We start from the raw sequence: 22,217 nt of genomic DNA, 5'->3' as shown, positions 1-22,217 counted from the left end.
AGGGCTGTCCGAGGCGGGTGGCAGGATCGGTGTCATGTCCGATCTGCGCGATCCCGCTCCCTACGACGCCCTGCTGCTGCTCTCCTTCGGCGGCCCCGAAGGCCCGGACGACGTGGTCCCGTTCCTGGCGAACGTGACCCGTGGCCGAGGCATCCCCGAGGAGCGGTTGAAGGAGGTCGGCAAGCACTACTTCCTGTTCGGCGGCGTCAGCCCGATCAACGCCCAGAACCGGGCCCTGCTGGACGCCCTGCGCAAGGACTTCGCCGAGCACGGACTGGACCTGCCGGTGTACTGGGGCAACCGCAACTGGGCGCCGTACCTCACCGACACCCTGCGCGGGATGACCGCCGACGGGCACCGCCGCATCGCCGTCCTCGCCACCAGCGCCTACGCCTCCTACTCGGGCTGCCGGCAGTACCGGGAGAACCTCGCCGAGTCCCTGGCCGCCCTGGAGGCGGAGGGGCTGCCGGTGCCCCGGGTGGACAAGCTCCGGCACTACTTCAACCATCCCGGGTTCGTGACGCCCATGGTGGACGGCGTCCTCGCCGCCCTGGCCGACCTCCCCGAGGACGTACGGGCCGGGGCGCACCTCGCCTTCACCACGCACTCCATCCCCACCTCGGCCGCCGACACCTCCGGTCCCGCGGAGGCGCACGGCGACGGCGGCGCCTATGTCGCCGAGCACCTCGACGTCGCACGGCTGATCGTCGACGCGGTGCGCGAGGAGACCGGCGTCGAGTACCCCTGGCAGCTCGTCTACCAGTCGCGCAGCGGCGCCCCGCACATCCCCTGGCTGGAGCCCGACATCTGCGACCACCTGGAGGCGCTGCACGCGGACGGCGTGCCCGCCGTGGTGATGGCCCCCATCGGATTCGTCTCGGACCACATGGAAGTCCTGTACGACCTCGACACCGAGGCCACCGCGAAGGCCGCCGAGCTGGGGCTGCCGGTGCGCCGGTCGGCGACCGTGGGCGCCGACCCGCGGTTCGCCGCGGCCGTGCGCGAACTGGTGCTGGAGCGTGCCGCCACCGAGCGGGGACAGGGCGGGGAGCGGTGCGCGCTGGGCGAGCTCGGACCGGGCCACGACCTCTGCCCGGTCGGCTGCTGCCCGGCACGGGCCCCCAAGCCCGCCGCCGCGGGTGCCGACAGCCCGTACGCGTAGGAGTCCCGCCGTACCCCCGCAGACCCCTGGAGAGCCGTGACCGACCCGAACCTGTCCGAACTGCTCGACCTCGCCCTGGAGGCAGCCGGCCGCGCGGGCGCGCTGCTCCGTGACGGCCGCCCGGCCGATCTGGGCGTGGCCGCGACCAAGTCCAGCCCGATCGATGTCGTCACCGAGATGGACATCGCCGCCGAGAAGCTGATCACCGGCTTCCTGAGCGAACGCCGCCCGCAGGACGGCTTCCTCGGTGAGGAAGGGGCCAGTGCCGAGGGCAGCAGCGGTATCCGCTGGGTCATCGACCCGCTCGACGGCACCGTGAACTACCTGTACGGACTGCCCACCTGGGCCGTCTCCATCGCCGTCGAACGGGACGGCGTGCGGGTCGTGGGCGTGGTGGAGGCCCCGATGCGCCGCGAGACCTACCGGGCGGTGCTCGGCGGTGGTGCGTACGCCAGGGGCGGCGCGTACGGCGAGGGTGCCGCGCTGCGTTGCCGGCCCGCGCCGCCGCTCGACCAGGCGCTCGTCTCGACCGGTTTCAACTACGTCAGCGACGTCCGTACGCACCAGGCGGACGTGGCTCAGAAGCTGATCCCGCGCCTTCGTGACATCCGGCGCAGCGGTTCCGCCGCCGTGGACCTCTGCGATGTGGCCTCGGGCCGGCTCGACGGCTATTACGAGCGAGGGCTCCACCCCTGGGACCTCGCGGCCGGCGACCTCATCGCCCGCGAGGCGGGCGCGCACACCGGCGGGCGTCCCGGGCTCCCCGCCGACGGAGACCTGACCGTCGCCGCGACGCCGGGCGTCTTCGAGCCGCTGCAGGCCCTCCTGGAGGAGTTCGGCGCCTGGCACGACTAGAACCGCCGACTGCGTCCGCCGGCACACGAGAAGGGCCCCTGACACCGGTCACGGCATCAGGGGCCCTCCTCGCCGAGGTGCTCAGACGCTGGTGGCGCCGATCTCGACGCCATGCTCGGCGGCGAGGCGGTGAAGGTCCTCCAGCTCGCTCTGCTCGACATCCGCGAGGAAGTCGTCGCCCGTCTCCCGAGCTCTCGTGAGGTCGTACTCGGTGGTCTTGATCCGCTGCAGCAGACCTGCGGTGAAAGCGTCCATAATGCGCCCCCTCATCGTGGGTCGGTGGCACGGGGGTGTGCCCGGGGTTTCCCTCCGCACGGAGGCGGTAGGGCGGGTGATCACGCGCTCTCCGGGGACGGAGTGGCCTGTGGTACGCCACATTCAAGGCGTGATCGCGGGTGTGAATTCGTCCTCCCCGGGCCGGGGACCGGAGAAACCTCAACTGGCCGGTAGATCCGGTGAATTCCGCTGAGCCCCAGGTCGGGCAGCGTCGTCTTACCGCCGGTTTATGCGCGTTGCGGGCAGGATGGAGCCGCACAGACCAGTGCCGACGGGTGTCCGGAACACGGACCGTGGGCACTTCGAGACGTTCTGAAGTTTCTAAGGAAGGACAGCGCCGTGCGCGTACTCGTCGTGGAGGACGAGCAACTGCTCGCCGATGCGGTGGCCACCGGACTGCGCCGGGAGGCCATGGCCGTCGATGTCGTGTACGACGGTGCGGCGGCCCTGGAGCGCATCGAGGTCAACGACTACGACGTCGTGGTGCTGGACCGGGACCTCCCCCTGGTGCACGGCGACGACGTCTGCCGCCGGATCGTCGAGCTGGGCATGCCCACCCGGGTGCTCATGCTCACCGCGTCCGGGGACGTCAGCGACCGGGTCGAGGGCCTGGAGCTGGGTGCCGACGACTATCTGCCCAAGCCGTTCGCGTTCAGCGAGCTCACCGCGCGGGTGCGGGCGCTCGGCCGACGTACGACGGTGGCCCTGCCGCCCGTCCTGGAGCGGGCCGGCATCAAGCTCGACCCCAACCGGCGCGAGGTCTTCCGGGGCGAGACGGAGGTCCAGCTCGCGCCGAAGGAGTTCGCCGTGCTGGAGGTCCTGATGCGCAGCGAGGGCGCGGTCGTCTCGGCCGAGCAGCTGCTGGAGAAGGCCTGGGACGAGAACACCGACCCGTTCACCAACGTCGTCCGGGTGACCGTGATGACGCTGCGCCGGAAACTCGGCGAGCCGCCGGTGATCGTCACCGTGCCCGGTTCCGGCTACCGGATCTGACGGCCGATGCCCACCGTCCCCGCGCCGCCGACAGCGCCCCCGAAGCCCACCTGGGAGCCCAAACAGCAGGAGCCCCCCTACTGGCTGCGCCCGACCATCCGGATACGGCTCACGCTGCTCTACGGCGGCATGTTCCTGATCGCCGGCATCCTGCTGCTGTCGATCATCTACATGCTGGCCGCGCAGGCCCTGCACGTGGGCAGCGAGCTTCCGTTCAAGATCGTCAATGGGCAGGTCACCAGTGATGTCTGCAACCTGCCCGAGAAGGCGTCGCCGGAGTCCTTCAACGCGGCGATGAACTCCTGCGTCAACCACCAGCGACAGCAGGCGCTCGACACGCTCCTCAACCGGTCGCTGCTGGCCCTGGTGGGCCTGAGCGTCATCGCCTTCGCCTTCGGCTATGCGATGGCCGGGCGCGTGCTCTCGCCGCTGGGCCGGATCACCCGCACCGCCCGCCGGGTGGCCGGAACCGACCTGTCCCGCCGGATCGAGCTGGACGGCCCGGACGACGAGCTGAAGGAACTCGCCGACACCTTCGACGAGATGCTCGACCGCCTGGAACGGGCTTTCACCGCCCAGCAGCGGTTCGTCGGCAACGCGTCGCACGAGCTGCGCACGCCGCTCGCGATCAACCGCACGCTGCTGGAGGTCCATCTCTCCGATCCCCAGGCCCCGCCGGAGCTGAAGCAGCTCGGCAAGACCCTGCTGGCCACCAACGAGCGCAGTGAGCAGCTGGTCGAGGGTCTGCTGCTGCTGGCCCGCAGCGACAACCAGATCGTCGAGCGCAAACCGGTCGACCTCGCGGAGGTCGCCTCGCGCGCGATCGACCAGACGCGCGGCGAGGCCGAGGAGCGCGGTGTGGCGATCCGTGGCGAGCGGGCCCCGGCCGTCGTCCAGGGCAACGGCGTCCTGCTGGAGCGGATCGCGCTGAACCTCGTACAGAACGCCGTGCGCTACAACGTCCCCGAGGAGGGCTGGGTGGAGGTCACCACCGAGCTGCAGGGCGGGCAGGCCCTGCTGGTGGTCTCGAACACCGGTCCCGTGGTGCCCGCGTACGAGATCGACAACCTCTTCGAGCCCTTCAGACGGCTGCGTACGGAGCGAACGGGCAGCGACAAGGGGGTCGGGCTCGGCCTGTCGATCGCGCGGTCCGTGGCGCGCGCCCACGGCGGCCGTATCATCGCGGAGCCCCGTGAAGGCGGTGGTCTCGTGATGCGCGTCTCACTTCCGGTCTGAGAGGCCGGACGGAGCGATCCGTACACGAATTAGTTTGTTCGCTTTGAGCGGAATTTTCGGGACGTGCGCCCGGATCGTCCGTGTGTGATCGATCACAGAAGCGAATTTCCGACCGTCAACGCTCCGTGATCAGGGGCGCCACCGGAAAACCCGCAAAAGTCGGGGTTTTCGGGGCCCGATATCACGGGAAGTACACGGGGTGGCGCCCGTGAAGCGCGACACCGGGACCGTGTACGGTCCCCATCGCCACCCAAGCCGGCCGCTCCCGAGCGGTCCTATTGGGTGTCGATTGAGTAACAGACCTTGATGTGAGGCAAAATCTCCGCCTCGGGTCGGGCACAAGTCCGGCCTCTCACGCGTTACGTGCGCTGAGACACCGCAGACACCCAGAGGGGGAGAGCGACATGGCAACGGATTACGACACCCCACGCAAGACCGATGACGACGTCGACCAGGACAGCCTCGAAGAACTCAAGGCTCGCCGGAGCGACAAGACGGCGTCCGCCGTCGACGTCGACGAATTCGACGCGGCCGAAGGACTGGAGCTGCCCGGCGCAGACCTGTCCAACGAGGAGCTGGCCGTCAGGGTCCTGCCCAAGCAGGCCGACGAGTTCACGTGCATGAGTTGCTTCCTCGTGCACCACAGGAGCCAGCTGGCACGCGAGAAGAACGGCCAGCCGATCTGCCGCGACTGCGACTAGGTCGCGCCGACCGTGGCAGGCGACACACCGTTCCGGAAGCGACGCTTGCGGCGCAAGAGGTCGTCGGAGGCGTATCAGGGCGGCACAGGCCCGGCAGAAGGCGTAGCAGCGCCTGCCGAGCGGTCCGCCCTGCCACCCTCCCCGGGTGAGCGGGACGACGAGCGGGGCCGGCCGGCCTCGCTCGAAGCAGTGGCCGCGGCAGTTGAAGGAGTCGACACGGCCGATGGGGCCGGACAGGTCGACAGGACGGAGCCCGTGACCGGGGCAGGCCGTCTGAGTTCAGTGAAACGGGGCGTACGCAAGGGCGGGGTGAGCGCCAAGGCAGCGATCGGTCATATCGCCGACCTGATCATCGAGAACGCTCCCCGCGTCCCTGTGCGCGATCTCGCCACCCTGCGCAAGCAGTTCCCCGGCCTCGGCCCGGAGGAGCTCGCCGACAAGCTCATCGCAGGTGCGAGCAAGGGCACCGCCACCGTCGGCGCCGGTATCGGCGCGGCGGCGATGATGCCCGTACCGCCCGCCATGCTCGCCGAGCTGGCGGCGGAGATCACCGGTGTGGCCGCGATCGAGATGAAACTCGTCGCCGAGCTGCACGAGGTCTACGGGCTGCGCCCGCCGGGCGGGCTCGGTCAGCGTTCCACCGCCTACCTCACGTCCTGGACGGAGGAGCGCGGAATCGACGTCGCCCATCCCACGACGGTCAACGCCGCGCTGGGCGGTCAGATGAAGCGCGAGCTGCGCCAGCAGATCATGAAGCGCATGGCGCGCGATCTGCCGAATCTGATCCCGTTCATGGTCGGCGCCGCCATCGGCGCCATAATGAACCGGCGCGACACCAGAAAGCTCGCCGAACGGGTCAGGAAGGACCTGCGCAAGCGCCAGATCCCCTGGGACCGGCTCCCCGAGCTGCCCCCGCTGGAGCGACAGGTGGGCCCCCGCAAGGGCCTGCCGGGCGAGCTGGAGGCCTAGGCCCTGTCGTCAAACTGCCGTCTGCCGTGCGGCGTCCGGCACGCACGGCAGGTCTTTCGTCCGGATCAGGCCGGCGTGGAGGAAACCTAGGCGCGTACGGCGGCGAGCGCCGCCACCAGGGCCTGCGGCTCGCGCGTCGACAGATAGACGTACGGAGTCGGGTCCTGCGGGTCGGTGACCTCCACCCGGACCGCCGTCGGGATGTAGCTGCGGAGCAGCATGAACGCGCGGGTGTCCGCCTTGTACGAGCGCCACGCGCGCGCCTCCTCCTCGTCCAGCACCTCGGCCTCGCCGAGCGCCATCACCGGAATCCGCGCGTCGCCGGCGACCAGGGCGCCCGCCACGACCCGGATCCTGGCCGAGCCGTAGGAGCTCACCGCGACCGCGGACAGGGCCGTGCCGCCCGCCAGGCCGGCCAGCAGGGGCAGGGTGCCGAGCGGCAGCAGCATCAGTGCGCAGGCGATGCCGACCAGGAGGGCGATGAGCCACCACGAACGGGGTGCGGTCAGTCGTTCGTCGAAAGGCGGGGTGGAAGGCTGCATGAACCCAAGCTTGGCACGGCGCGACCCGCGGGTAGCCGCGCGGGTAAGGTCTGCGCCTGTGAGTGGAACATCTGCGGCTCTGAAGCCCCCGGCCGACGCGGTGAAACCGGTCCGGCACCCCGAAGCCCCGGCCCCCGGCGAACTCCTCGGCGCGCACTACGAACACTGTTTCGGCTGCGGCGGAGGGCAGCAGCACGGGCTGCACCTCCAGGCGCGGGCCGGTGACGGCGTCGGCGTCACCGCCGAGTTCACGGTGAAGGCCGCCCACCAGGGCGCCCCGGGTCTGGCGCACGGCGGCATTCTGACCACCGCGCTGGACGAGACGCTCGGCTCGCTGAACTGGCTCCTGCGGGTGATCGCCGTGACCGGACGGCTGGAGACCGACTTCGTGCGTCCGGTGCCGGTGGACACCGTGCTGCACCTCGACGCCGAGATCACCGCGGTGCACGGCCGGAAGATCTACTCCCGGGCCACCGGCCGGATCGGCGGCCCGGACGGGCCCGTGGCGGTCCGGGCCGAGGCCCTCTTCATCGAGGTCAAGGTCGAGCACTTCATCGAGAACGGCCGCCCGGCCGAGATCCAGGCGGCGATGGCCGACCCGGACCAGGCCAGGCGTGCCCGTGCCTTCGAGGTGAACCCCTGATGCGCCGGCCCGTGGACGTACTGATCCGCCGGGTCGACCCGGACGTGCCGATTCCGGCCTATGGGCACCCGGGCGACGCCGGTGCCGATCTGGTGACCACCGAGGCCGTCGAACTCGCGCCGGGCGAGCGGGCGGTGCTGCCCACCGGGGTGTCGATCGCGCTGCCCGACGGATACGCCGCGTTCGTGCACCCGCGCTCCGGTCTCGCCGCACGTTGCGGAGTCGCCCTCGTGAATGCCCCGGGGACGGTTGATGCCGGGTACCGTGGAGAGATCAAGGTGATCGTCATCAATCTCGACCCGCGTGAGCCCGTGCGGTTCGAGCGGTTCGACCGGATTGCCCAACTGGTCGTCCAACAGGTCGAGAAGGTGCGCTTCCACGAGGTGGCCGAGCTGCCCGGCTCGGCCCGCGGCGAGGGAGGCTTCGGATCCACCGGAGGACATGCTTCCGGGGATGTTGATGGCGTCAGGGGCGGGATTACCCAGGGCGGGAACAGCTACGCTTCGGTCGTACCCGACCGGGAAGGACAGTGACGTGTTCGGACGTCGCAAGAAGAGTGGTTCCGCCGAGGACGTGGCGGACGAAGCGCGCGAGGCCGAGCAGGTCGTCGACGAGCTCGATGACGCCGACGGTGCCGAGAGCGGCTCGCGTCGGGTGAACCTCCCGCCGGCGCCGCGCCCGGACGGGCCGTGGGACGTCTCCGAGGTCTCCCAGCCCGGCGAGGGCCGGGTCGACCTGGGCGGTGTCTTCGTGCCCGGCGTCGAGGGCATGGAGCTGCGTGTCGAGGTGGCCGGTGACGCGATCGTCGCCGCGACCGTGGTGCTGCGGGACAGCGCCATCCAGCTGCAGGCCTTCGCAGCGCCCAAGAAGGAAGGCATCTGGGGCGAGGTCCGCGAGGAGATCGCCTCCGGCATCACCCAGCAGGGCGGGATCATCGACGAGGTCGAGGGCCCGCTGGGCTGGGAGCTGCGTGCCCAGGTCCCCGTACAGCTCCCGGACGGGACGAACGGCGTGCAGCTGGTGCGTTTCGTCGGCGTCGACGGGCCGCGCTGGTTCCTGCGCGGAGTGATCTCCGGCCAGGGCGCCGTGCAGCCGGAGACCGCCGGGCTGCTGGAGACGATCTTCCGGGACACCGTGGTCGTCCGTGGCGAGGGCCCGATGGCTCCGCGCGACCCGCTCGTCCTCAAGCTGCCCGACGATGCCCAGATGGTGCCCGAGGGCGTCCAGCAGGAGAGCCAGGAGGGCTCGAAGTTCTCCGGTGGCATGGGCCAGCTCCAGCGTGGACCCGAGATCACCGAGGTGCGCTGAGCGGGCACGGGCAGCCGCCCGGCACAGCTTCGGCCGGTGGGCCGTATCCCCATTTCGAGGGGGGTACGGCCCACCGGCCGTTGTGCGTCCGGAGAGGGTTCCGGGAAGGCTCCGGACCGTGCGCAAGACAGGTTTCGGACAGCGCGCGCGAGGGGCGCGTATGGGGCGCGTATAGGGCACGTATGTGCGCCGTCAAGGGCCCGCCGTTCCCCGTAAGGAAGCCATCAACGCAGGCCAGGACGCCCGTGGCGAGAGGTTTGCTCAAGAGGTCCGAGAATCCGTACCTCATCTAGGAGCACACGATGGCCGATGTGGCCTTCGTCGTCACCACGATCGCGGTGTTCGCGCTGGTGGCTCTCGTTGCCAAGGGGGTGGCGAAGCTGTGACTGCCGAGAACATCGTCGGCCTGATCGTGGCCGTCGCCCTGCTGGGCTACCTCGTCCTCGCCCTTCTGTACCCGGAGAGGTTCTGAGCCCGATATGAGCCCCGTCCTCGCTGGTGTGCTCCAGGTTCTCGCGCTCGTCGTGGCGCTGGGGCTGGCGTACCGACCGCTCGGCGACTACATGGCCGGCGTCTACTCCTCGACGAAGCACCTGCGCGTCGAGAAGTGGATGTACAAGGCCGTCGGTGCCGATCCGAACACGCAGATGCGCTGGCCCGCGTATCTGCGTGGGGTGCTCGCCTTCTCCGCGGTGAGCGTCCTCTTCCTCTATCTGCTGCAGCGGCTGCAGGGCGCGCTGCCCGGTTCGCTCGGCTTCGCCTCGATCGATCCGGACCAGGCGTTCAACACGGCGGCGTCGTTCGTCGCCAACACCAACTGGCAGTCGTACTACGGCGAACAGGCCATGGGCCACGTCGTGCAGACCGGCGGCCTCGCGGTGCAGAACTTCGTCTCGGCGGCCGTCGGCATGGCCGTGGCGGTGGCCCTCGTACGGGGCTTTGCCCGCTCCCGCACCGGTGAGCTCGGCAACTTCTGGTCCGACCTGGTGCGCGGCACCGTACGGATCCTGCTGCCGATCGCCGTGGTCGGCGCGCTGTTGCTCGTGGCCTGCGGCGCGATCCAGAACTTCGCCGGCATCCATGAGGTCGGGCAGTTCATGGGCGGTTCGCAGCAGTGGAACGGTGGCGCCGTGGCCTCGCAGGAGGCCATCAAGGAGCTGGGCACGAACGGTGGCGGTTACTTCAACGCCAACTCGTCCCACCCGTTCGAGAACCCCAACGGGCTCTCCAACCTTCTTGAGATCTTCCTGATCCTGGTGATTCCGTTCGCAATGACGCGGACGTTCGGCCGGATGGTCGGCTCGCTCAAGCAGGGTTATGCGATCCTCGCGACGATGGGCGTCATCTGGCTGGGCTTCACCACCCTGATGATGTGGACCGAATTCGCCCACCACGGGCCCGCGTTCGACATCGCGGGCGGGGCGATGGAGGGCAAGGAGACCCGGTTCGGGATCGCCGGCTCGTCGATCTTCGCGGTGGCCACGACGCTCACCTCCACCGGTGCGGTGAACTCCTTCCACTCCTCGTACACCGGCTTCGGCGGCGGGATCACGATGCTGGGCATGCAGCTCGGCGAGATCGCGCCCGGAGGTGTGGGGTCCGGCCTCTACGGCATGCTGATCATGGCGATCATCGCGGTGTTCATCGCCGGACTGATGGTCGGCCGCACGCCGGAGTACCTCGGCAAGAAGATCGGCACCCGTGAGATCAAGCTCGCGGCCTGCTACATCCTGATCACCCCGGCGCTGGTGCTCTGCTTCACCGCCGCGGCGATGGCGCTGCCCACCCCGCCCCACTCGATGACCAACACCGGCGCACACGGATTCTCCGAGATCCTCTACGCCTACACCTCGGGTGCGAACAACAACGGTTCGGCGTTCGCCGGGCTCAACGCGGACACGCAGTGGTTCAACACCACGATCGGTCTCGCGATGCTGCTCGGCCGGTTCCTGCCGATGGTGTTCGTCCTCGCGCTGGCCGGCTCGCTCGCCGAACAGAAGCCCGTACCGGCGACCGTGGGAACCCTGGGCACGCACAAGCCGCTCTTCAGCGGACTGCTGGTCGGCACGATCCTGATCATCACCGGGCTGACCTACTTCCCGGCCCTGGCGCTGGGGCCGCTGGCCGAGGGGCTGGCGTCATGACCACTCGTACGGAGCAAGAGGACTCGATGTCCACTGTCACCCCCACCCGGGCACCGCACCAGGACGCGCCCACGGGTCACCAGAGCGAAGGACGTGTCGGCGGGGGCCTGTTCGACCCCGCGCAGCTGATCCGGTCCTTCCCCGACGCGATACGCAAGCTCGACCCCCGGGTGATGGTCAAGTCCCCGGTGATGTTCGTGGTGCTGATCGGTTCGGTGTTCACGACCGTGCTGGCGTGCCTGGACCCGGGCGAGTGGTTCGGCTGGGCGATCACGGCCTGGCTGTGGCTGACCACGATCTTCGCCAACCTGGCGGAGGCGGTCGCCGAGGGACGCGGCAAGGCGCAGGCCGACACGCTGCGCAAGGCCAAGACCGACACCGTCGCGCGGCGGCTGACCGGCGGGAGCGAGGAGCGGGTGCCCGGCACCGAGCTGCGCATCGGTGATCTGGTGGTCTGCGAGGCCGGTGACATCATCCCCGGCGACGGCGATGTCGTCGAGGGCGTCGCGAGCGTCGACGAGTCCGCGATCACGGGCGAGTCCGCCCCGGTCATCCGGGAGTCCGGCGGTGACCGGAGCGCCGTCACCGGGGGTACGAAGGTGCTCTCCGACCGCATCGTCGTCAAGATCACCACCAAGCCCGGTGAGACCTTCATCGACCGGATGATCGCCCTGGTCGAGGGCGCCGCCCGGCAGAAGACGCCCAACGAGATCGCGCTGAACATCCTCCTCGCGTCCCTCACGATCGTCTTCCTGCTCGCCGTGGTCACCCTCCAGCCCTTCGCGATCTACGCCGGGCAGAAGCAGTCGATGATCGTGCTGACCGCCCTGCTGGTCTGCCTGATCCCGACGACCATCGGCGCGCTGCTCTCCGCCATCGGCATCGCCGGCATGGACCGCCTCGTCCAGCGCAATGTGCTCGCGATGTCGGGGCGGGCCGTCGAGGCCGCCGGAGACGTGTCGACCCTGCTGCTCGACAAGACCGGCACCATCACGCTCGGCAACCGGCAGGCCGCCGAGTTCGTCCCCGTGAAGGGCACGACCGAGGCCGAACTGGCGGACGCGGCCCAGCTGTCCTCACTGGCCGACGAGACTCCCGAGGGCCGCTCGATCGTCGTGCTCGCCAAGGAGAAGTACGGGCTGCGCGAGCGCCACCAGGGCCAGCTGCGGCAGGCCGAGTGGGTGGCGTTCACCGCCCAGACCCGCATGTCGGGCGTCGACGTGGACGGACGCAAGGTCCGCAAGGGCGCCACCGGTTCGGTCGTCGCCTGGGTCAAGGAGCGCGGCGGCACCGTCTCGCAGGACGCGCAGACGCTCACCGACACGATCTCCGGGGCGGGCGGCACACCGCTGCTGGTGGCCCTGGAGGACGAGCACGGCGCCCGGGTCCTCGGCGTCATCCACCTCAAGGACGTCGTCAAGGAGGGCATGCGGGAGCGGTTCGACGAGCTGCGCCGCATGGGCATCAAGACGGTCATGATCACCGGGGACAACCCGCTGACCGCGAAGGCCATCGCCGAGGAGGCCGGTGTCGACGACTTCCTGGCCGAGGCCACGCCCGAGGACAAGATGGCCCTCATCAAGCGCGAGCAGGCGGGCGGCAAGCTCGTCGCGATGACCGGCGACGGCACGAACGACGCGCCGGCGCTCGCCCAGGCGGATGTCGGCGTGGCCATGAACACCGGCACCTCGGCCGCCAAGGAGGCCGGGAACATGGTGGACCTGGACTCCAACCCCACCAAGCTGATCGAGATCGTCGAGATCGGCAAGCAGCTGCTCATCACCCGTGGTGCGCTGACGACGTTCTCGATCGCCAACGACGTCGCGAAGTACTTCGCGATCATCCCGGCGATGTTCGCCGTGGTCTACCCGGGCCTGGACAAGCTGAACATCATGCAGCTGTCCTCGCCCCAGTCCGCGATCCTGTCGGCCGTGGTCTTCAACGCGCTGATCATCATCGCGCTGGTGCCGCTCGCCCTGAAGGGCGTGCGCTACCGGCCCAGCAGCGCCGACTCGATGCTCCGGCGCAACCTCGGGATCTACGGACTCGGCGGTCTGGTCGCCCCGTTCATCGGCATCAAGATCATCGACATGGTCATCTCCCTCGTACCCGGGCTGAACTGAATCTAGGAATCGGCTGACCTGCCATGAACAACTCCGTAGGAAACACCGCCCGGCTGCTCTGGGCCGGGCTGCGTGCCCTGCTCGTCCTCACCGTCGTCTGCGGCGTGCTCTACCCGCTCACCGTTACGGGCGTCGCCCAGGGCATCTTCCCCGACAAGGCCAACGGCTCCGAGATCACCGCGAACGGCAAGGTCGCCGGTTCCGAACTCATCGGCCAGCGCTACGACCTGCCGCTGAAGAAGGGACAGGAGACCGCGGCCCCGGACCTCAAGTGGTTCCAGCCGCGCCCCTCCAACGGCCTGGGCACCAACAGCGTCAACACCCAGTACAAGCTGATCCTCTCCGGCGCGACCAACCGCTCCGGCGACAACAAGGAACTGATCGCCTGGGTCACCGCCGCCAAGGCCGCCGTGGTCAAGGACAACTCCGTCCCCGGCCACCCGGTCAGCCCCTCGGACGTGCCGGCCGACGCCGTCACCTCCTCCGGCTCCGGCCTCGACCCGGCCATCTCCCCGGCATACGCACAGCTCCAGGTGCGCCGGGTGGCCGAGCGGAACCACCTCGCCGTCGACCGGGTGGAGAAGCTCGTCGAACAGCATACGGACGGCCGGATCCTCGGCTTCGTCGGAGAGCCCAGGGTCAACGTCCTCCAGCTCAACATCGCCCTGAAGCAGTTGGTGAACGAGGCCTGAGGAAGCCAGAACAGCGAGGCGCAGGGGCCGGCCACCGCGGCCGGCCCCCGCGCCTCTCACCTGTTCACCGGGCCGGTGTGCCCAGGGTGCCCGGGTAGAGGTACTTGCGCGGCGGGAGCACCGTGCCGTCCACCCACGCCGCGAAGAAGCCCTTGAGGTCCTTGCCCGAGACCTTCGCCGCCAGCGCCTCGAACTGCCGGAACGAGGCATTGCCGTAGGCGTGGTCGCGGGTCCAGGTCCGGAGCGTCCGGAAGAACGCCTCGTCGCCCACCGTGCGGCGCAGGGCGTGCAGCATCAGCGAGCCCTTGAAGTACAGAGCCGCGTCCAGTTCCTTGCCCGGTCCCGGGTCGTAGAGCTTGACGGACCAGAACGACGGATCGTTCCTGTACTCCTCCACCTCGGACCGGTAGTAGTCCTGGTCCAGGTCGGCGCCCTTGTGCTCCTCCCACAACTGCCCTGCGTACTGGGCGAAGCACTCGGCGACGCAGCCGTCCCGCCAGTCCTTGAACGAGACGCTGTCACCGAACCACTGGTGGGTGTTCTCATGGACCATCGAGGCGTCGAAGAGCATGGAGCCGTAGGTGGGGCGGCTCTGCGTCTCCAGGGCGAGAGGGCCGTCGGTGGGCTCCTTCGAGGCCCCGACGACGATGGCGCCCGCGGAGGAGAAGGGATACGGGCCGAACCTCGCGGTCAGGAAATCCAGGATCTCCGTCTGCTGGGTCTCCGCCTCGGGGTCGATGACGGCGTCCGGGCTGTACGCCGTGATGACCGGTGTTCCGGCGGCCGTCCGGCCGCGGTGGACGGTGAACCGGTCGATGGCGACCGTGCTGAGGTACGTGGCCATCGGCCTGTCCTCGAACCAGCGGAAGGTCCTTCGGCCGTCCTTGACGCTCTCGGGGCCGGGCAGGCCGTTGCCGATGGCCGTCCAGCCGTCGGGGACCGTCGCGGTGAGGGCGAAGGTGGCCTTGTCGGACGGGTGGTCGTTGGCGGGGTACCAGGAGGTCGCGGAGTGCGGTTCGCCTGCCACGTTCGCGCCGCCGGTCTCCAGGGTGTGCCAGCCCTCGGGGTCGGGCCGGCCCGCGTACTCCACCCGGACCTCGAACGTCGAGCCCTTCGCCACCGGGCGGGCCGGGGTGATGACCAGCTCATGGGCGCCGGCCCGGGAGAACGCCTTCGCCGGGGTGCCGTTCACCCTCACCGATGCCACGGTGAAGCCCTTGAGGTCCAGGCTGAACCGGTCCAGGCCGGTCAGGGCGCGGGCGGTGACGGTGGTGTCGCCGTCGAGGCGGTCGGTGTGCGCCGGGTCGTACGAGATGCGGACGTCGTAGTGGGAGACGTCGTAGCCGGAATTGCCGTCGTCGGGGAAGTACGGGTCGCCGAGACCGGGGCCGCCGATGGCGGCCGAGGCGGGGACGGTGGCCAGCACGGAACCGCTCACGACCGCGGCCACCAGGGCGGCAACGGTCCTGCGGCGTCGGTTCAGGAGTCTGTACATGTCTCGTTCCTGGGGGGGGTGGGGGTCAGTGCCGGGGTGCGGTGGCGGCGAGCTTCCACAGCACGCCGACGATGGCGTCGGTGCTGGTCGTCTCCGTCTTCGGATCCACGTTGGCGAGGTTGTCGCACGCCTCGTGGATGCAGTCCGAGATGCCGGTGCTGAAGCCGGACGACGGGATGACGGCGTTTCCGAACGACTCGTGGTCCGAACCGCCGACGCCGATGTCGAAGGTGGGGATGGACCGTTCGGCGAACCACGCCTCGAACGCCTGCTGGGCCTCGGTCTCGCCGTGCTCGTCGTCGTGGACCACGAGCCACTGCCGGGTGTTCCTGCTGCCCGCCTGGTCGAAGTTGAGGTAGACGTCGATCCTGCGCCGGTCGGCCCCGGAGAGCTTGCTGACGTAGCTCTGCGAGCCGATCAGCCCCTGCTCCTCCGCGCCCCACCACGCGAACCGCAGATGCCGTTCCGGCTTGAGACCGGACTCGGCCACCTGGAGGGCGGTGGCCAGGACCGCGGCCGAACCCGAGCCGTTGTCGTTGATTCCCGGGCCCTCCTTCACGCTGTCGAGGTGGGCGCCGGTCAGCAGCACATGGTCCGGGTCGCCGCCCGGCCAGTCGGCGATCAGGTTGTTGCCGGTGGCGCCGTCGTGGATGAAGGGGACCAGCCGGGTACGGAAACCCGCCCGGTCCAGGGCGCTCTTCACGTACGCCACGGACTGCGCGTACCCCTTCGTGCCGTGCGCGCGGTTGCCGCCGTTGCGGTCCGCGATGCGCTGGAGGGCACGCAGGTGGGGCATCACCTGCTGCTCTGAGACGGTGGGGGCGGCGGGGACCCGGGCTTCCGCGATCGCGGTCGTGGCGGGGCCGGCGGACAGGGCCAGGGAGAGGGACATCACGAGGGCTCCGACGGCGAGCCCGGGAAGGGTCCTTCGTATCGTCATGCGCATGCCTTCGAGGACGGGGCACTCGCCCCGGTGGACCGGCGAACCGGCTGACGTCGGCCAGGCTGATCAGTCGATGTCAGGAAGTTGTCGGGAAGCCGTTGCCCTTCGATAAGGGATCCGTCCGGGAGGGAATCGTCCGGCCCGAATGGACATCGTCCGGTCGGGCGAAGGAATCGTCAGAAGGAATCGTCCGGCCGGGCAATGGACTTCGGCCGTTGCCCGGCCGTGCGCCCGGCGCACATACTGGCGGCCGGTGGCCCGGCGCGCCCCGGATCCGGGTGGCAGGCGCCGGCACGAGGGGGAGCATCATGTACGGGACAGGCGAACGCGGGGGAGTGGCATGAGTGACGACAGCACCGGACGAGCGGACACCACTGGGCAGGGCGGTACCGCAGTCGCCGAGGAACCGGCTGGCGGGCCGATGGTCCGGGTCGAGGACCTGCACCGCTCGTACGGCTCCGGCGCCGGAGCGGTGCACGCGTTGCGCGGGGTGTCCTTCGAGGTGCCGCGCGGCGAGCTCGTCGCGCTCAAGGGGCGCTCGGGCTCGGGCAAGACCACCCTCCTCAACCTGCTCGGCGGGCTCGACAGCCCCGACGGCGGCCGGATCACCGTCGACGGCACGGACCTCGCCGAGCTCGGCGAGGACGGGCTCCTGGAACTGCGCCGGGACCGGATCGGCTTCATCTTCCAGTCGTTCGGCCTGATCCCGATCCTGACCGCGGCGGAGAACGTCGGCGTGCCCATGCGGCTGCGCAAGACGGACCCGCGCGAGCGCGAGGACCGGGTGGCGCTGCTGCTCTCCCTGGTCGGCCTCGCCGACCACGCCGCCCAGCGTCCCGGCGAGCTCTCCGGGGGCCAGCAGCAGCGCGTCGCGATTGCCCGCGCACTCGCCAACCGGCCCGCGCTGCTGATCGCGGACGAGCCGACGGGGCAGCTGGACGCGGAGACCGGGCTCGCGGTGATGGAGCTGCTGCGGGCAGTGGTGCGCAGCGAGGGCGTCACCGCGCTGGTGGCCACGCACGACGCACAGCTGCTGGGGCTGGCGGACCGGGTGCTGGAGCTGAGCGACGGACACATCGTCGAGCACGCGTAGGAGGGACGGGGGAGAACCTCCGAAGGGCGCCCGCGATCCGGCGGAGGGCGCCCGCGATCCGTCCGAGGGCGCCCGCGATCCGTCCGAGGTTCGTCCGGGGCGTCAGAATCCTGTCAATTCGGTCCCTCGCCCCGCCGCCCGTCCCATTTGTCGACAATGCGCGGGGTAACTTCGAACCGGCTGCCGCATCGGACGCAGCCGGTTCAAGAGAAGACAATGGGGCCATGGCACGCGGCAAGCTTCGGATCTACCTGGGTGCGGCACCCGGCGTCGGCAAGACGTACGCGATGCTCTCCGAGGCCCATCGACGGGTGGAGCGGGGTACCGACTGCGTCGTCGCCTTCGTGGAGCACCACGACCGGCCGCGCACCGAGGTCATGCTGCACGGCCTGGAACAGATCCGGCGCCGCGAGATCGAGTACCGCTCCGCCGTCTTCACCGAGATGGACGTCGACGCGGTCCTGGAGCGCGCCCCTGCCGTCGCCCTGGTGGACGAACTGGCGCACACCAATGTGCCGGGCTCCCGCAACGCCAAACGCTGGCAGGACGTCGAAGAGCTCCTCCAGGCCGGCATCGACGTGGTGTCCACCGTCAACATCCAGCACCTGGAGTCGCTCGGTGACGTCGTCGAGGCGATAACCGGCGTGCGACAGCGCGAGACCGTCCCCGACGAGGTCGTCCGCCGGGCCGACCAGCTCGAACTCGTCGACATGTCGCCACAGGCGCTGCGCCGCCGGATGGCCCACGGCAACATCTACAAGCCGGACCGGATCGACGCCTCGCTGTCCAACTACTTCCGCCCCGGCAACCTGACCGCCCTGCGCGAGCTGGCCCTCCTCTGGGTCGCCGACCGGGTCGACGAATACCTCCAGGAGTACCGCGGCGAACACAACATCCGCACCACCTGGCAGGCCCGCGAACGCATCGTCGTCGGCCTCACCGGCGGTCCCGAGGGCCGTACGCTCATCCGCCGCGCGTCCCGGATGGCGGCCAAGGGGTCGGGCAGCGAGATCCTCGCCGTCTACATCGCCCGCAGCGACGGGCTGACCTCCGCGTCCCCCAAGGAACTCACCGTCCAGCGCACCCTCGTGGAGGACCTCGGCGGCACGTTCCACCACGTCATCGGCGACGACATACCGTCGGCGCTCCTCGAATTCGCCCGTGGGGTGAACGCCACGCAGATCGTCCTCGGCTCCAGCCGCCGCAAGGCCTGGCAGTACATCTACGGACCGGGCGTGGGCGCCACTGTCGCCCGGGAGTCCGGACCCGACCTCGACGTCCACATCGTCACCCACGAAGAGGTCGCCAAGGGGCGCGGTCTGCCCATCGCCCGCGGCGCCCGGCTCGGCCGGGTCCGGATCATCTGGGGCTGGCTGGTCGGGGTCGGCGGCCCGGCCCTCCTCACCCTGCTCCTGGCCGGACTGGACAGCGGCCCCGGACTCGCCAACGATGTCCTGCTGTTCCTCTTCCTGACCGTGGGCGCCGCGCTGCTCGGCGGACTGCTGCCCGCCCTCGCCTCGGCCGCCGTCGGCTCGATGCTGCTGAACTACTGGTTCACCCCGCCCACCCACACCCTGACCGTGCAGGACCCGGAGAACTTCGTCGCCATCGTGATCTTCTTCGCGGTGGCGGTCTCGGTCGCCTCGGTCGTCGACCTGGCGGCCCGCCGCACCCACCAGGCGGCCCGGCTGCGCGCCGAGTCGGAGATCCTCTCCTTCCTGGCAGGCAGCGTGCTGCGCGGCGAGACGACGCTGGACGCGCTCCTCGACCGGGTCCGCGAGACCTTCGGCATGGAATCCGTCGCCCTGCTGGAGCGCACGAGCGACGTCGACCCGTGGACGTGCGCCGGGAGCGTCGGGCCGGGCCCGGTGGCCCGGCCCGAGGACGCCGACGTGGACATGCCCGTCGGCGACCACATGGCGCTGGCGCTCTCCGGCCGGGTGCTGCCCGCCGAGGACCGCCGGGTGCTCGGCGCGTTCGCCGCCCAGGCGGCCGTCGTACTGGACCGGCAGCGCCTGGTCGACGAGGCGGAGGAGGCCCGGCGGCTCGCCGAGGGCAACCGGATCAGGACGGCGCTCCTCGCCGCCGTCAGCCACGATCTGCGTACCCCGCTCGCCGCCATCAAGGCCGCCGTCAGTTCCCTGCGCTCCGACGACGTCGCCTGGTCCGACGAGGACCAGGCCGAACTCCTGGAGGGCATCGAGAACGGTGCCGACCGCCTCGATCACCTCGTGGGCAACCTCCTGGACATGTCCAGGCTCCAGACCGGCACCGTCACCCCGCTGATCCGCGAGATCGATCTCGACGAGGTGGTCCCGATGGCGCTCGGCGGTGTCCCCGAGGACAGCGTCGACCTGGACATCCCCGAGACCCTGCCGATGGTCGCGGTCGACCCCGGGCTGCTGGAGCGGGCCGTCGCCAACATCGTCGAGAACGCCGTGAAGTACAGCCGCTACGCGGAACGCGTCACCGTGGCCGCCAGCGCGCTCGGCGAACGCGTCGAGCTACGGGTGGCCGACCGCGGCCCCGGTGTCCCCGACGACGCCAAGGAGCGCATCTTCGAGCCCTTCCAGCGCTACGGCGACGCCCCGCGCGGCGCGGGCGTCGGACTGGGGCTCGCCGTGGCCCGCGGTTTCGTGGAGTCCATGGGCGGCACGCTGGACGCCGAGGACACCCCCGGCGGCGGCCTCACCATGGTGCTGACCCTCAAGGCGGCTTCGGGATACGTTCCGGTCAGCCCCGACCTGCCCGCGCGGGTCACCTCATGACCGCGCGGACACCTCATGACCGCGCGGACACCTCATGACCGCGCGGACACCTCATGACCGCGCGGACACCTCATGACCGCGCGGACACTCCATGACCACACAGGTCACCTCATGATCACCGGTACGTCCCGGGAGATCGCCGTACAGCAGAAAGGCAGGGCCCCCATGACCCGGGTGCTTGTGGTCGACGACGAGCCGCAGATCGTACGCGCCCTCGTGATCAACCTGAAGGCGCGCAAGTACGAGGTGGACGCGGCGCCCGACGGCGCGACCGCCCTCCAGCTCGCCGCCGCCCGCCACCCCGATGTCGTCGTCCTCGACCTCGGGCTGCCGGACATGGACGGCGTCGAGGTGATCAAGGGGCTGCGCGGCTGGACCCGGGTGCCGATTCTGGTGCTCTCCGCCCGTCACACCTCCGACGAGAAGGTGGAGGCCCTGGACGCCGGAGCCGACGACTACGTCACCAAGCCGTTCGGCATGGACGAGCTGCTGGCCCGGCTGCGCGCCTCGGTCCGCCGCGCCGAACCCGTCGGGCAGCACGGCTCCGACGACATCGTGATCGTCGAGACCGAGGGGTTCACCGTCGACCTGGCGGCGAAGAAGGTCCACCGCGCGGGACGCGACGTACGGCTCACGCCCACCGAGTGGCATCTGCTGGAGGTCCTGGTCCGCAACAGCGGCCGGCTGGTCAGCCAGAAGCAGCTGCTCCAGGAGGTCTGGGGGCCCTCGTACGGAACCGAGACCAACTATCTGCGGGTCTACATGGCCCAGCTGAGGCGCAAACTGGAGGCCGACCCCTCGCATCCCCGGCATTTCGTGACCGAGCCGGGCATGGGATACCGCTTCGAGCGCGGCTGAACAGGTCACCGGGCCCCAGGCTGAACGGGTCGCCGAGCCCTCTCCCGTGACGCACCCCGGTCACCCGTTCGAGTGAGACCGAGGGCACCCGCCCGGAGCAGCAGGGACCGGTACCCTTCGGGTATGAGTGCTGTTCCACGATCCGACAAGCCCGGCAAGGCGGAGAAGCCGTCGGGCCGCTTCCGGCGGATGCTCGACCGGCTGTCCAGCTCCCAGGAGGACCTTGAGTCCGAGGAGCTGCAGGAGGACGCGCAGGCCTCGGGTTGCACGCGGATCTCCGAATGCACCGACCGCCAGATCGTGAAGGTGACTGGTACCTTGCGGACCGTCACCCTGCGGCCGCGCGCCGGAGTGCCCGCCCTGGAGGCCGAGCTCTTCGACGGCACCGCTCCGCTGGACGTTGTCTGGCTGGGCCGGCGCTCCATCGTGGGCATAGAACCGGGGCGCAAGCTCATCGCCTCGGGCCGGATCGCCATGAGTCACGGGCGCCGGGTGCTGTTCAACCCCAAATACGAACTCCGACCGCTCGGCAAGGAGTAGCCGGTGACGTCTCTCGACAAGCCGACGTCCGACACGGACCGCACCACCCGCACCGACCAGCAGGAGGCCGACGCGAAGGCGGTCACCGAGGCCGCGCTCTTCGAGGCGTTCGGCGGTGTCCGGGGCATGGTGGAGACAGTCCTTCCCGGGCTGCTGTTCGTCACCATTTTCACGATCAACAAGGATCTGCACCTCTCGGCCATCGCGGCCCTGGTGGTGTCGCTGGTCCTTGTCGCCGTACGGCTGATCCGAAGGGACACCGTCAAGCACGCCTTCAGCGGTGTCTTCGGTGTGGCCTTCGGTGTGGTCTTCGCGATGATGACGGGCAATGCCAAGGACTTCTACCTGCCGGGCATGCTGTACACGCTCGGCCTGGCCCTCGCCTACCTGATCACCACCCTCGCGGGGGTGCCGCTGATCGGTCTGATCCTGGGGCCGGTGTTCAAGGAGAACCTCTCCTGGCGCACCAGGAACCCCGGCCGCAAGAAGGCGTACGCCAAGGCCAGCTACGCCTGGGGGCTGATCCTGCTCGCCAAGTGCGCGATCCTCTTCCCGCTGTACTGGTGGGCCGACACCACCCAGTTCGGCTGGGTCCTGGTCGCCCTGAAGATCCCCCCGTTCCTGCTCGCGGTCTATCTGACCTGGGTCTTCCTCGCCAAGGCGCCGCCGCCCATCGATGTCTTCGCCGAGATGGAGGCCGAGGAGCAGGCCGAGAAGGACCGCAAGGCGGCCGCAGCCGCCGCGGCCCGCAACCAGGAGTTCTGAGCACCGAGCTCGCCCGACGTACGGGGAGGGGCCCGGAACCGTGTAACACGGTTCCGGGCTCCCCCCCCCACCTTCCCCCCAACAGAACCCCATCTTTCTCGGCGGCCCCGC

Annotated in this window: 22 protein-coding genes; 18 read left to right on the top strand and 4 right to left on the bottom strand. The window is 70.0% G+C overall.

Features of this window, described 5'->3' with window-relative positions:
- Positions 1 to 34 precede the first annotated feature (34 nt).
- Both ACFVX4_RS25440 and ACFVX4_RS25435 read left to right on the top strand, forming a co-directional pair.
- Positions 35 to 1,162: a ferrochelatase gene (locus ACFVX4_RS25440; RefSeq protein WP_389981133.1), complete on the top strand. Its 1,128-nt coding sequence runs from the start codon at positions 35 to 37 to the stop codon at positions 1,160 to 1,162.
- A 36-nt stretch (positions 1,163 to 1,198) separates the two neighbouring features.
- Complete coding sequence (locus tag ACFVX4_RS25435) at positions 1,199 to 2,017, top strand: inositol monophosphatase family protein (RefSeq protein ID WP_389981131.1); 819 nt, start codon at positions 1,199 to 1,201, stop codon at positions 2,015 to 2,017.
- 81 nt (positions 2,018 to 2,098) lie between these two features.
- Here the strand turns inward: ACFVX4_RS25435 and ACFVX4_RS25430 are convergent, their stop codons facing one another.
- Complete coding sequence (locus tag ACFVX4_RS25430) at positions 2,099 to 2,272, bottom strand: hypothetical protein (protein WP_266427810.1); 174 nt, start codon at positions 2,270 to 2,272, stop codon at positions 2,099 to 2,101.
- A gap of 360 nt (positions 2,273 to 2,632) precedes the next feature.
- On the opposite strand from ACFVX4_RS25430, the gene ACFVX4_RS25425 reads away from it, so the two are divergent.
- The 4 genes from ACFVX4_RS25425 (at position 2,633) to ACFVX4_RS25410 (ending at position 6,192) form a co-directional block, all read left to right on the top strand.
- Positions 2,633 to 3,286 carry a response regulator transcription factor gene (locus ACFVX4_RS25425; protein ID WP_072485872.1) on the top strand — a complete coding sequence of 218 codons (654 nt, stop codon included), beginning with the start codon at positions 2,633 to 2,635 and terminating at the stop codon, positions 3,284 to 3,286.
- 6 nt (positions 3,287 to 3,292) lie between these two features.
- Entirely contained in the window at positions 3,293 to 4,522 is a 1,230-nt protein-coding gene (locus tag ACFVX4_RS25420) for a sensor histidine kinase (protein WP_389981129.1), read from the top strand.
- Positions 4,523 to 4,926: 404 nt separating this feature from the next.
- Positions 4,927 to 5,223, top strand: coding sequence for a DUF4193 domain-containing protein (locus ACFVX4_RS25415; RefSeq protein ID WP_003965732.1), 297 nt, complete (start codon positions 4,927 to 4,929; stop codon positions 5,221 to 5,223).
- Between the two features lie 12 nt (positions 5,224 to 5,235).
- The gene (locus tag ACFVX4_RS25410; RefSeq protein ID WP_389981127.1) at positions 5,236 to 6,192 is read left to right on the top strand and encodes a hypothetical protein; all 957 of its coding nucleotides are present in this window, start codon (positions 5,236 to 5,238) and stop codon (positions 6,190 to 6,192) included.
- Between the two features lie 86 nt (positions 6,193 to 6,278).
- Here the strand turns inward: ACFVX4_RS25410 and ACFVX4_RS25405 are convergent, their stop codons facing one another.
- On the bottom strand, positions 6,279 to 6,734 hold the full coding sequence (locus ACFVX4_RS25405) for a DUF3093 domain-containing protein (protein ID WP_389981125.1): 456 nt from the start codon (positions 6,732 to 6,734) through the stop codon (positions 6,279 to 6,281).
- A gap of 58 nt (positions 6,735 to 6,792) precedes the next feature.
- Here ACFVX4_RS25405 and ACFVX4_RS25400 point away from each other — a divergent pair, with 58 nt between their 5' ends.
- From ACFVX4_RS25400 to ACFVX4_RS25370, 7 genes are all read left to right on the top strand, one after another.
- Positions 6,793 to 7,377 carry a PaaI family thioesterase gene (locus ACFVX4_RS25400; RefSeq protein WP_389981123.1) on the top strand — a complete coding sequence of 195 codons (585 nt, stop codon included), beginning with the start codon at positions 6,793 to 6,795 and terminating at the stop codon, positions 7,375 to 7,377.
- Complete coding sequence (gene dut, locus ACFVX4_RS25395; protein WP_385328631.1) at positions 7,377 to 7,910, top strand: dUTP diphosphatase; 534 nt, start codon at positions 7,377 to 7,379, stop codon at positions 7,908 to 7,910. The genes ACFVX4_RS25400 and dut overlap by 1 nt, the downstream gene beginning before the upstream one ends.
- A gap of 1 nt (position 7,911) precedes the next feature.
- Positions 7,912 to 8,685 (top strand): DUF3710 domain-containing protein, encoded by a 774-nt coding sequence (locus ACFVX4_RS25390; RefSeq protein WP_389981121.1) that lies wholly within the window; start codon positions 7,912 to 7,914, stop codon positions 8,683 to 8,685.
- A gap of 382 nt (positions 8,686 to 9,067) precedes the next feature.
- Positions 9,068 to 9,157, top strand: coding sequence for a K(+)-transporting ATPase subunit F (kdpF, locus tag ACFVX4_RS25385; protein WP_037701211.1), 90 nt, complete (start codon positions 9,068 to 9,070; stop codon positions 9,155 to 9,157).
- A 7-nt stretch (positions 9,158 to 9,164) separates the two neighbouring features.
- Complete coding sequence (gene kdpA / locus ACFVX4_RS25380) at positions 9,165 to 10,829, top strand: potassium-transporting ATPase subunit KdpA (RefSeq protein WP_389981119.1); 1,665 nt, start codon at positions 9,165 to 9,167, stop codon at positions 10,827 to 10,829.
- Complete coding sequence (gene kdpB, locus ACFVX4_RS25375) at positions 10,826 to 12,952, top strand: potassium-transporting ATPase subunit KdpB (RefSeq protein ID WP_389981117.1); 2,127 nt, start codon at positions 10,826 to 10,828, stop codon at positions 12,950 to 12,952. Before kdpA ends, kdpB begins: the two co-directional genes overlap by 4 nt.
- A gap of 23 nt (positions 12,953 to 12,975) precedes the next feature.
- Positions 12,976 to 13,644: a potassium-transporting ATPase subunit C gene (locus ACFVX4_RS25370; protein WP_389981115.1), complete on the top strand. Its 669-nt coding sequence runs from the start codon at positions 12,976 to 12,978 to the stop codon at positions 13,642 to 13,644.
- Positions 13,645 to 13,708: 64 nt separating this feature from the next.
- Here ACFVX4_RS25370 and ACFVX4_RS25365 read toward each other — a convergent pair whose 3' ends face one another.
- Together ACFVX4_RS25365 and ACFVX4_RS25360 are read right to left on the bottom strand one after the other, a co-directional pair.
- Positions 13,709 to 15,139: a M1 family metallopeptidase gene (locus ACFVX4_RS25365; RefSeq protein WP_389981113.1), complete on the bottom strand. Its 1,431-nt coding sequence runs from the start codon at positions 15,137 to 15,139 to the stop codon at positions 13,709 to 13,711.
- Between the two features lie 25 nt (positions 15,140 to 15,164).
- Positions 15,165 to 16,079: a M20/M25/M40 family metallo-hydrolase gene (locus ACFVX4_RS25360; protein ID WP_389981111.1), complete on the bottom strand. Its 915-nt coding sequence runs from the start codon at positions 16,077 to 16,079 to the stop codon at positions 15,165 to 15,167.
- 343 nt (positions 16,080 to 16,422) lie between these two features.
- Between ACFVX4_RS25360 and ACFVX4_RS25355 the strand changes: the two genes are divergently transcribed.
- From ACFVX4_RS25355 to ACFVX4_RS25335, 5 genes are all read left to right on the top strand, one after another.
- Positions 16,423 to 17,175: an ABC transporter ATP-binding protein gene (locus ACFVX4_RS25355; protein ID WP_389981109.1), complete on the top strand. Its 753-nt coding sequence runs from the start codon at positions 16,423 to 16,425 to the stop codon at positions 17,173 to 17,175.
- Between the two features lie 224 nt (positions 17,176 to 17,399).
- Entirely contained in the window at positions 17,400 to 19,943 is a 2,544-nt protein-coding gene (locus tag ACFVX4_RS25350) for an ATP-binding protein (protein WP_389981107.1), read from the top strand.
- Between the two features lie 165 nt (positions 19,944 to 20,108).
- Entirely contained in the window at positions 20,109 to 20,801 is a 693-nt protein-coding gene (locus ACFVX4_RS25345) for a response regulator (protein ID WP_266431337.1), read from the top strand.
- A gap of 123 nt (positions 20,802 to 20,924) precedes the next feature.
- Entirely contained in the window at positions 20,925 to 21,341 is a 417-nt protein-coding gene (locus ACFVX4_RS25340; protein WP_072485886.1) for an OB-fold nucleic acid binding domain-containing protein, read from the top strand.
- Between the two features lie 3 nt (positions 21,342 to 21,344).
- Positions 21,345 to 22,106 carry a DUF3159 domain-containing protein gene (locus ACFVX4_RS25335; RefSeq protein WP_389981105.1) on the top strand — a complete coding sequence of 254 codons (762 nt, stop codon included), beginning with the start codon at positions 21,345 to 21,347 and terminating at the stop codon, positions 22,104 to 22,106.
- Positions 22,107 to 22,217: the final 111 nt, after the last annotated feature.

Origin of the sequence: Streptomyces sp. NPDC058240, from assembly GCF_042882135.1 — a bacterium.
GTDB lineage: Bacteria > Actinomycetota > Actinomycetes > Streptomycetales > Streptomycetaceae > Streptomyces.
This window is presented reverse-complemented; position numbering and strand designations above follow the sequence as displayed.

Excerpts from the sequence above, each read along its gene's own strand:
- ACFVX4_RS25440 (WP_389981133.1), top strand. The coding sequence starts at position 35 with ATGTCCGATCTGCGCGATCCCGCTCCCTACGACGCCCTGCTGCTGCTC.
- ACFVX4_RS25430 (WP_266427810.1), bottom strand. The coding sequence starts at position 2,272 with ATGGACGCTTTCACCGCAGGTCTGCTGCAGCGGATCAAGACCACCGAG.
- ACFVX4_RS25420 (WP_389981129.1), top strand. The coding sequence starts at position 3,293 with ATGCCCACCGTCCCCGCGCCGCCGACAGCGCCCCCGAAGCCCACCTGG.
- ACFVX4_RS25415 (WP_003965732.1), top strand. The coding sequence starts at position 4,927 with ATGGCAACGGATTACGACACCCCACGCAAGACCGATGACGACGTCGAC.
- ACFVX4_RS25405 (WP_389981125.1), bottom strand. The coding sequence starts at position 6,734 with ATGCAGCCTTCCACCCCGCCTTTCGACGAACGACTGACCGCACCCCGT.
- dut (WP_385328631.1), top strand. The coding sequence starts at position 7,377 with ATGCGCCGGCCCGTGGACGTACTGATCCGCCGGGTCGACCCGGACGTG.
- kdpA (WP_389981119.1), top strand. The coding sequence starts at position 9,165 with ATGAGCCCCGTCCTCGCTGGTGTGCTCCAGGTTCTCGCGCTCGTCGTG.
- kdpB (WP_389981117.1), top strand. The coding sequence starts at position 10,826 with ATGACCACTCGTACGGAGCAAGAGGACTCGATGTCCACTGTCACCCCC.
- ACFVX4_RS25370 (WP_389981115.1), top strand. The coding sequence starts at position 12,976 with ATGAACAACTCCGTAGGAAACACCGCCCGGCTGCTCTGGGCCGGGCTG.
- ACFVX4_RS25365 (WP_389981113.1), bottom strand. The coding sequence starts at position 15,139 with ATGTACAGACTCCTGAACCGACGCCGCAGGACCGTTGCCGCCCTGGTG.
- ACFVX4_RS25360 (WP_389981111.1), bottom strand. The coding sequence starts at position 16,079 with ATGACGATACGAAGGACCCTTCCCGGGCTCGCCGTCGGAGCCCTCGTG.
- ACFVX4_RS25355 (WP_389981109.1), top strand. The coding sequence starts at position 16,423 with ATGAGTGACGACAGCACCGGACGAGCGGACACCACTGGGCAGGGCGGT.
- ACFVX4_RS25350 (WP_389981107.1), top strand. The coding sequence starts at position 17,400 with ATGGCACGCGGCAAGCTTCGGATCTACCTGGGTGCGGCACCCGGCGTC.
- ACFVX4_RS25345 (WP_266431337.1), top strand. The coding sequence starts at position 20,109 with ATGACCCGGGTGCTTGTGGTCGACGACGAGCCGCAGATCGTACGCGCC.
- ACFVX4_RS25340 (WP_072485886.1), top strand. The coding sequence starts at position 20,925 with ATGAGTGCTGTTCCACGATCCGACAAGCCCGGCAAGGCGGAGAAGCCG.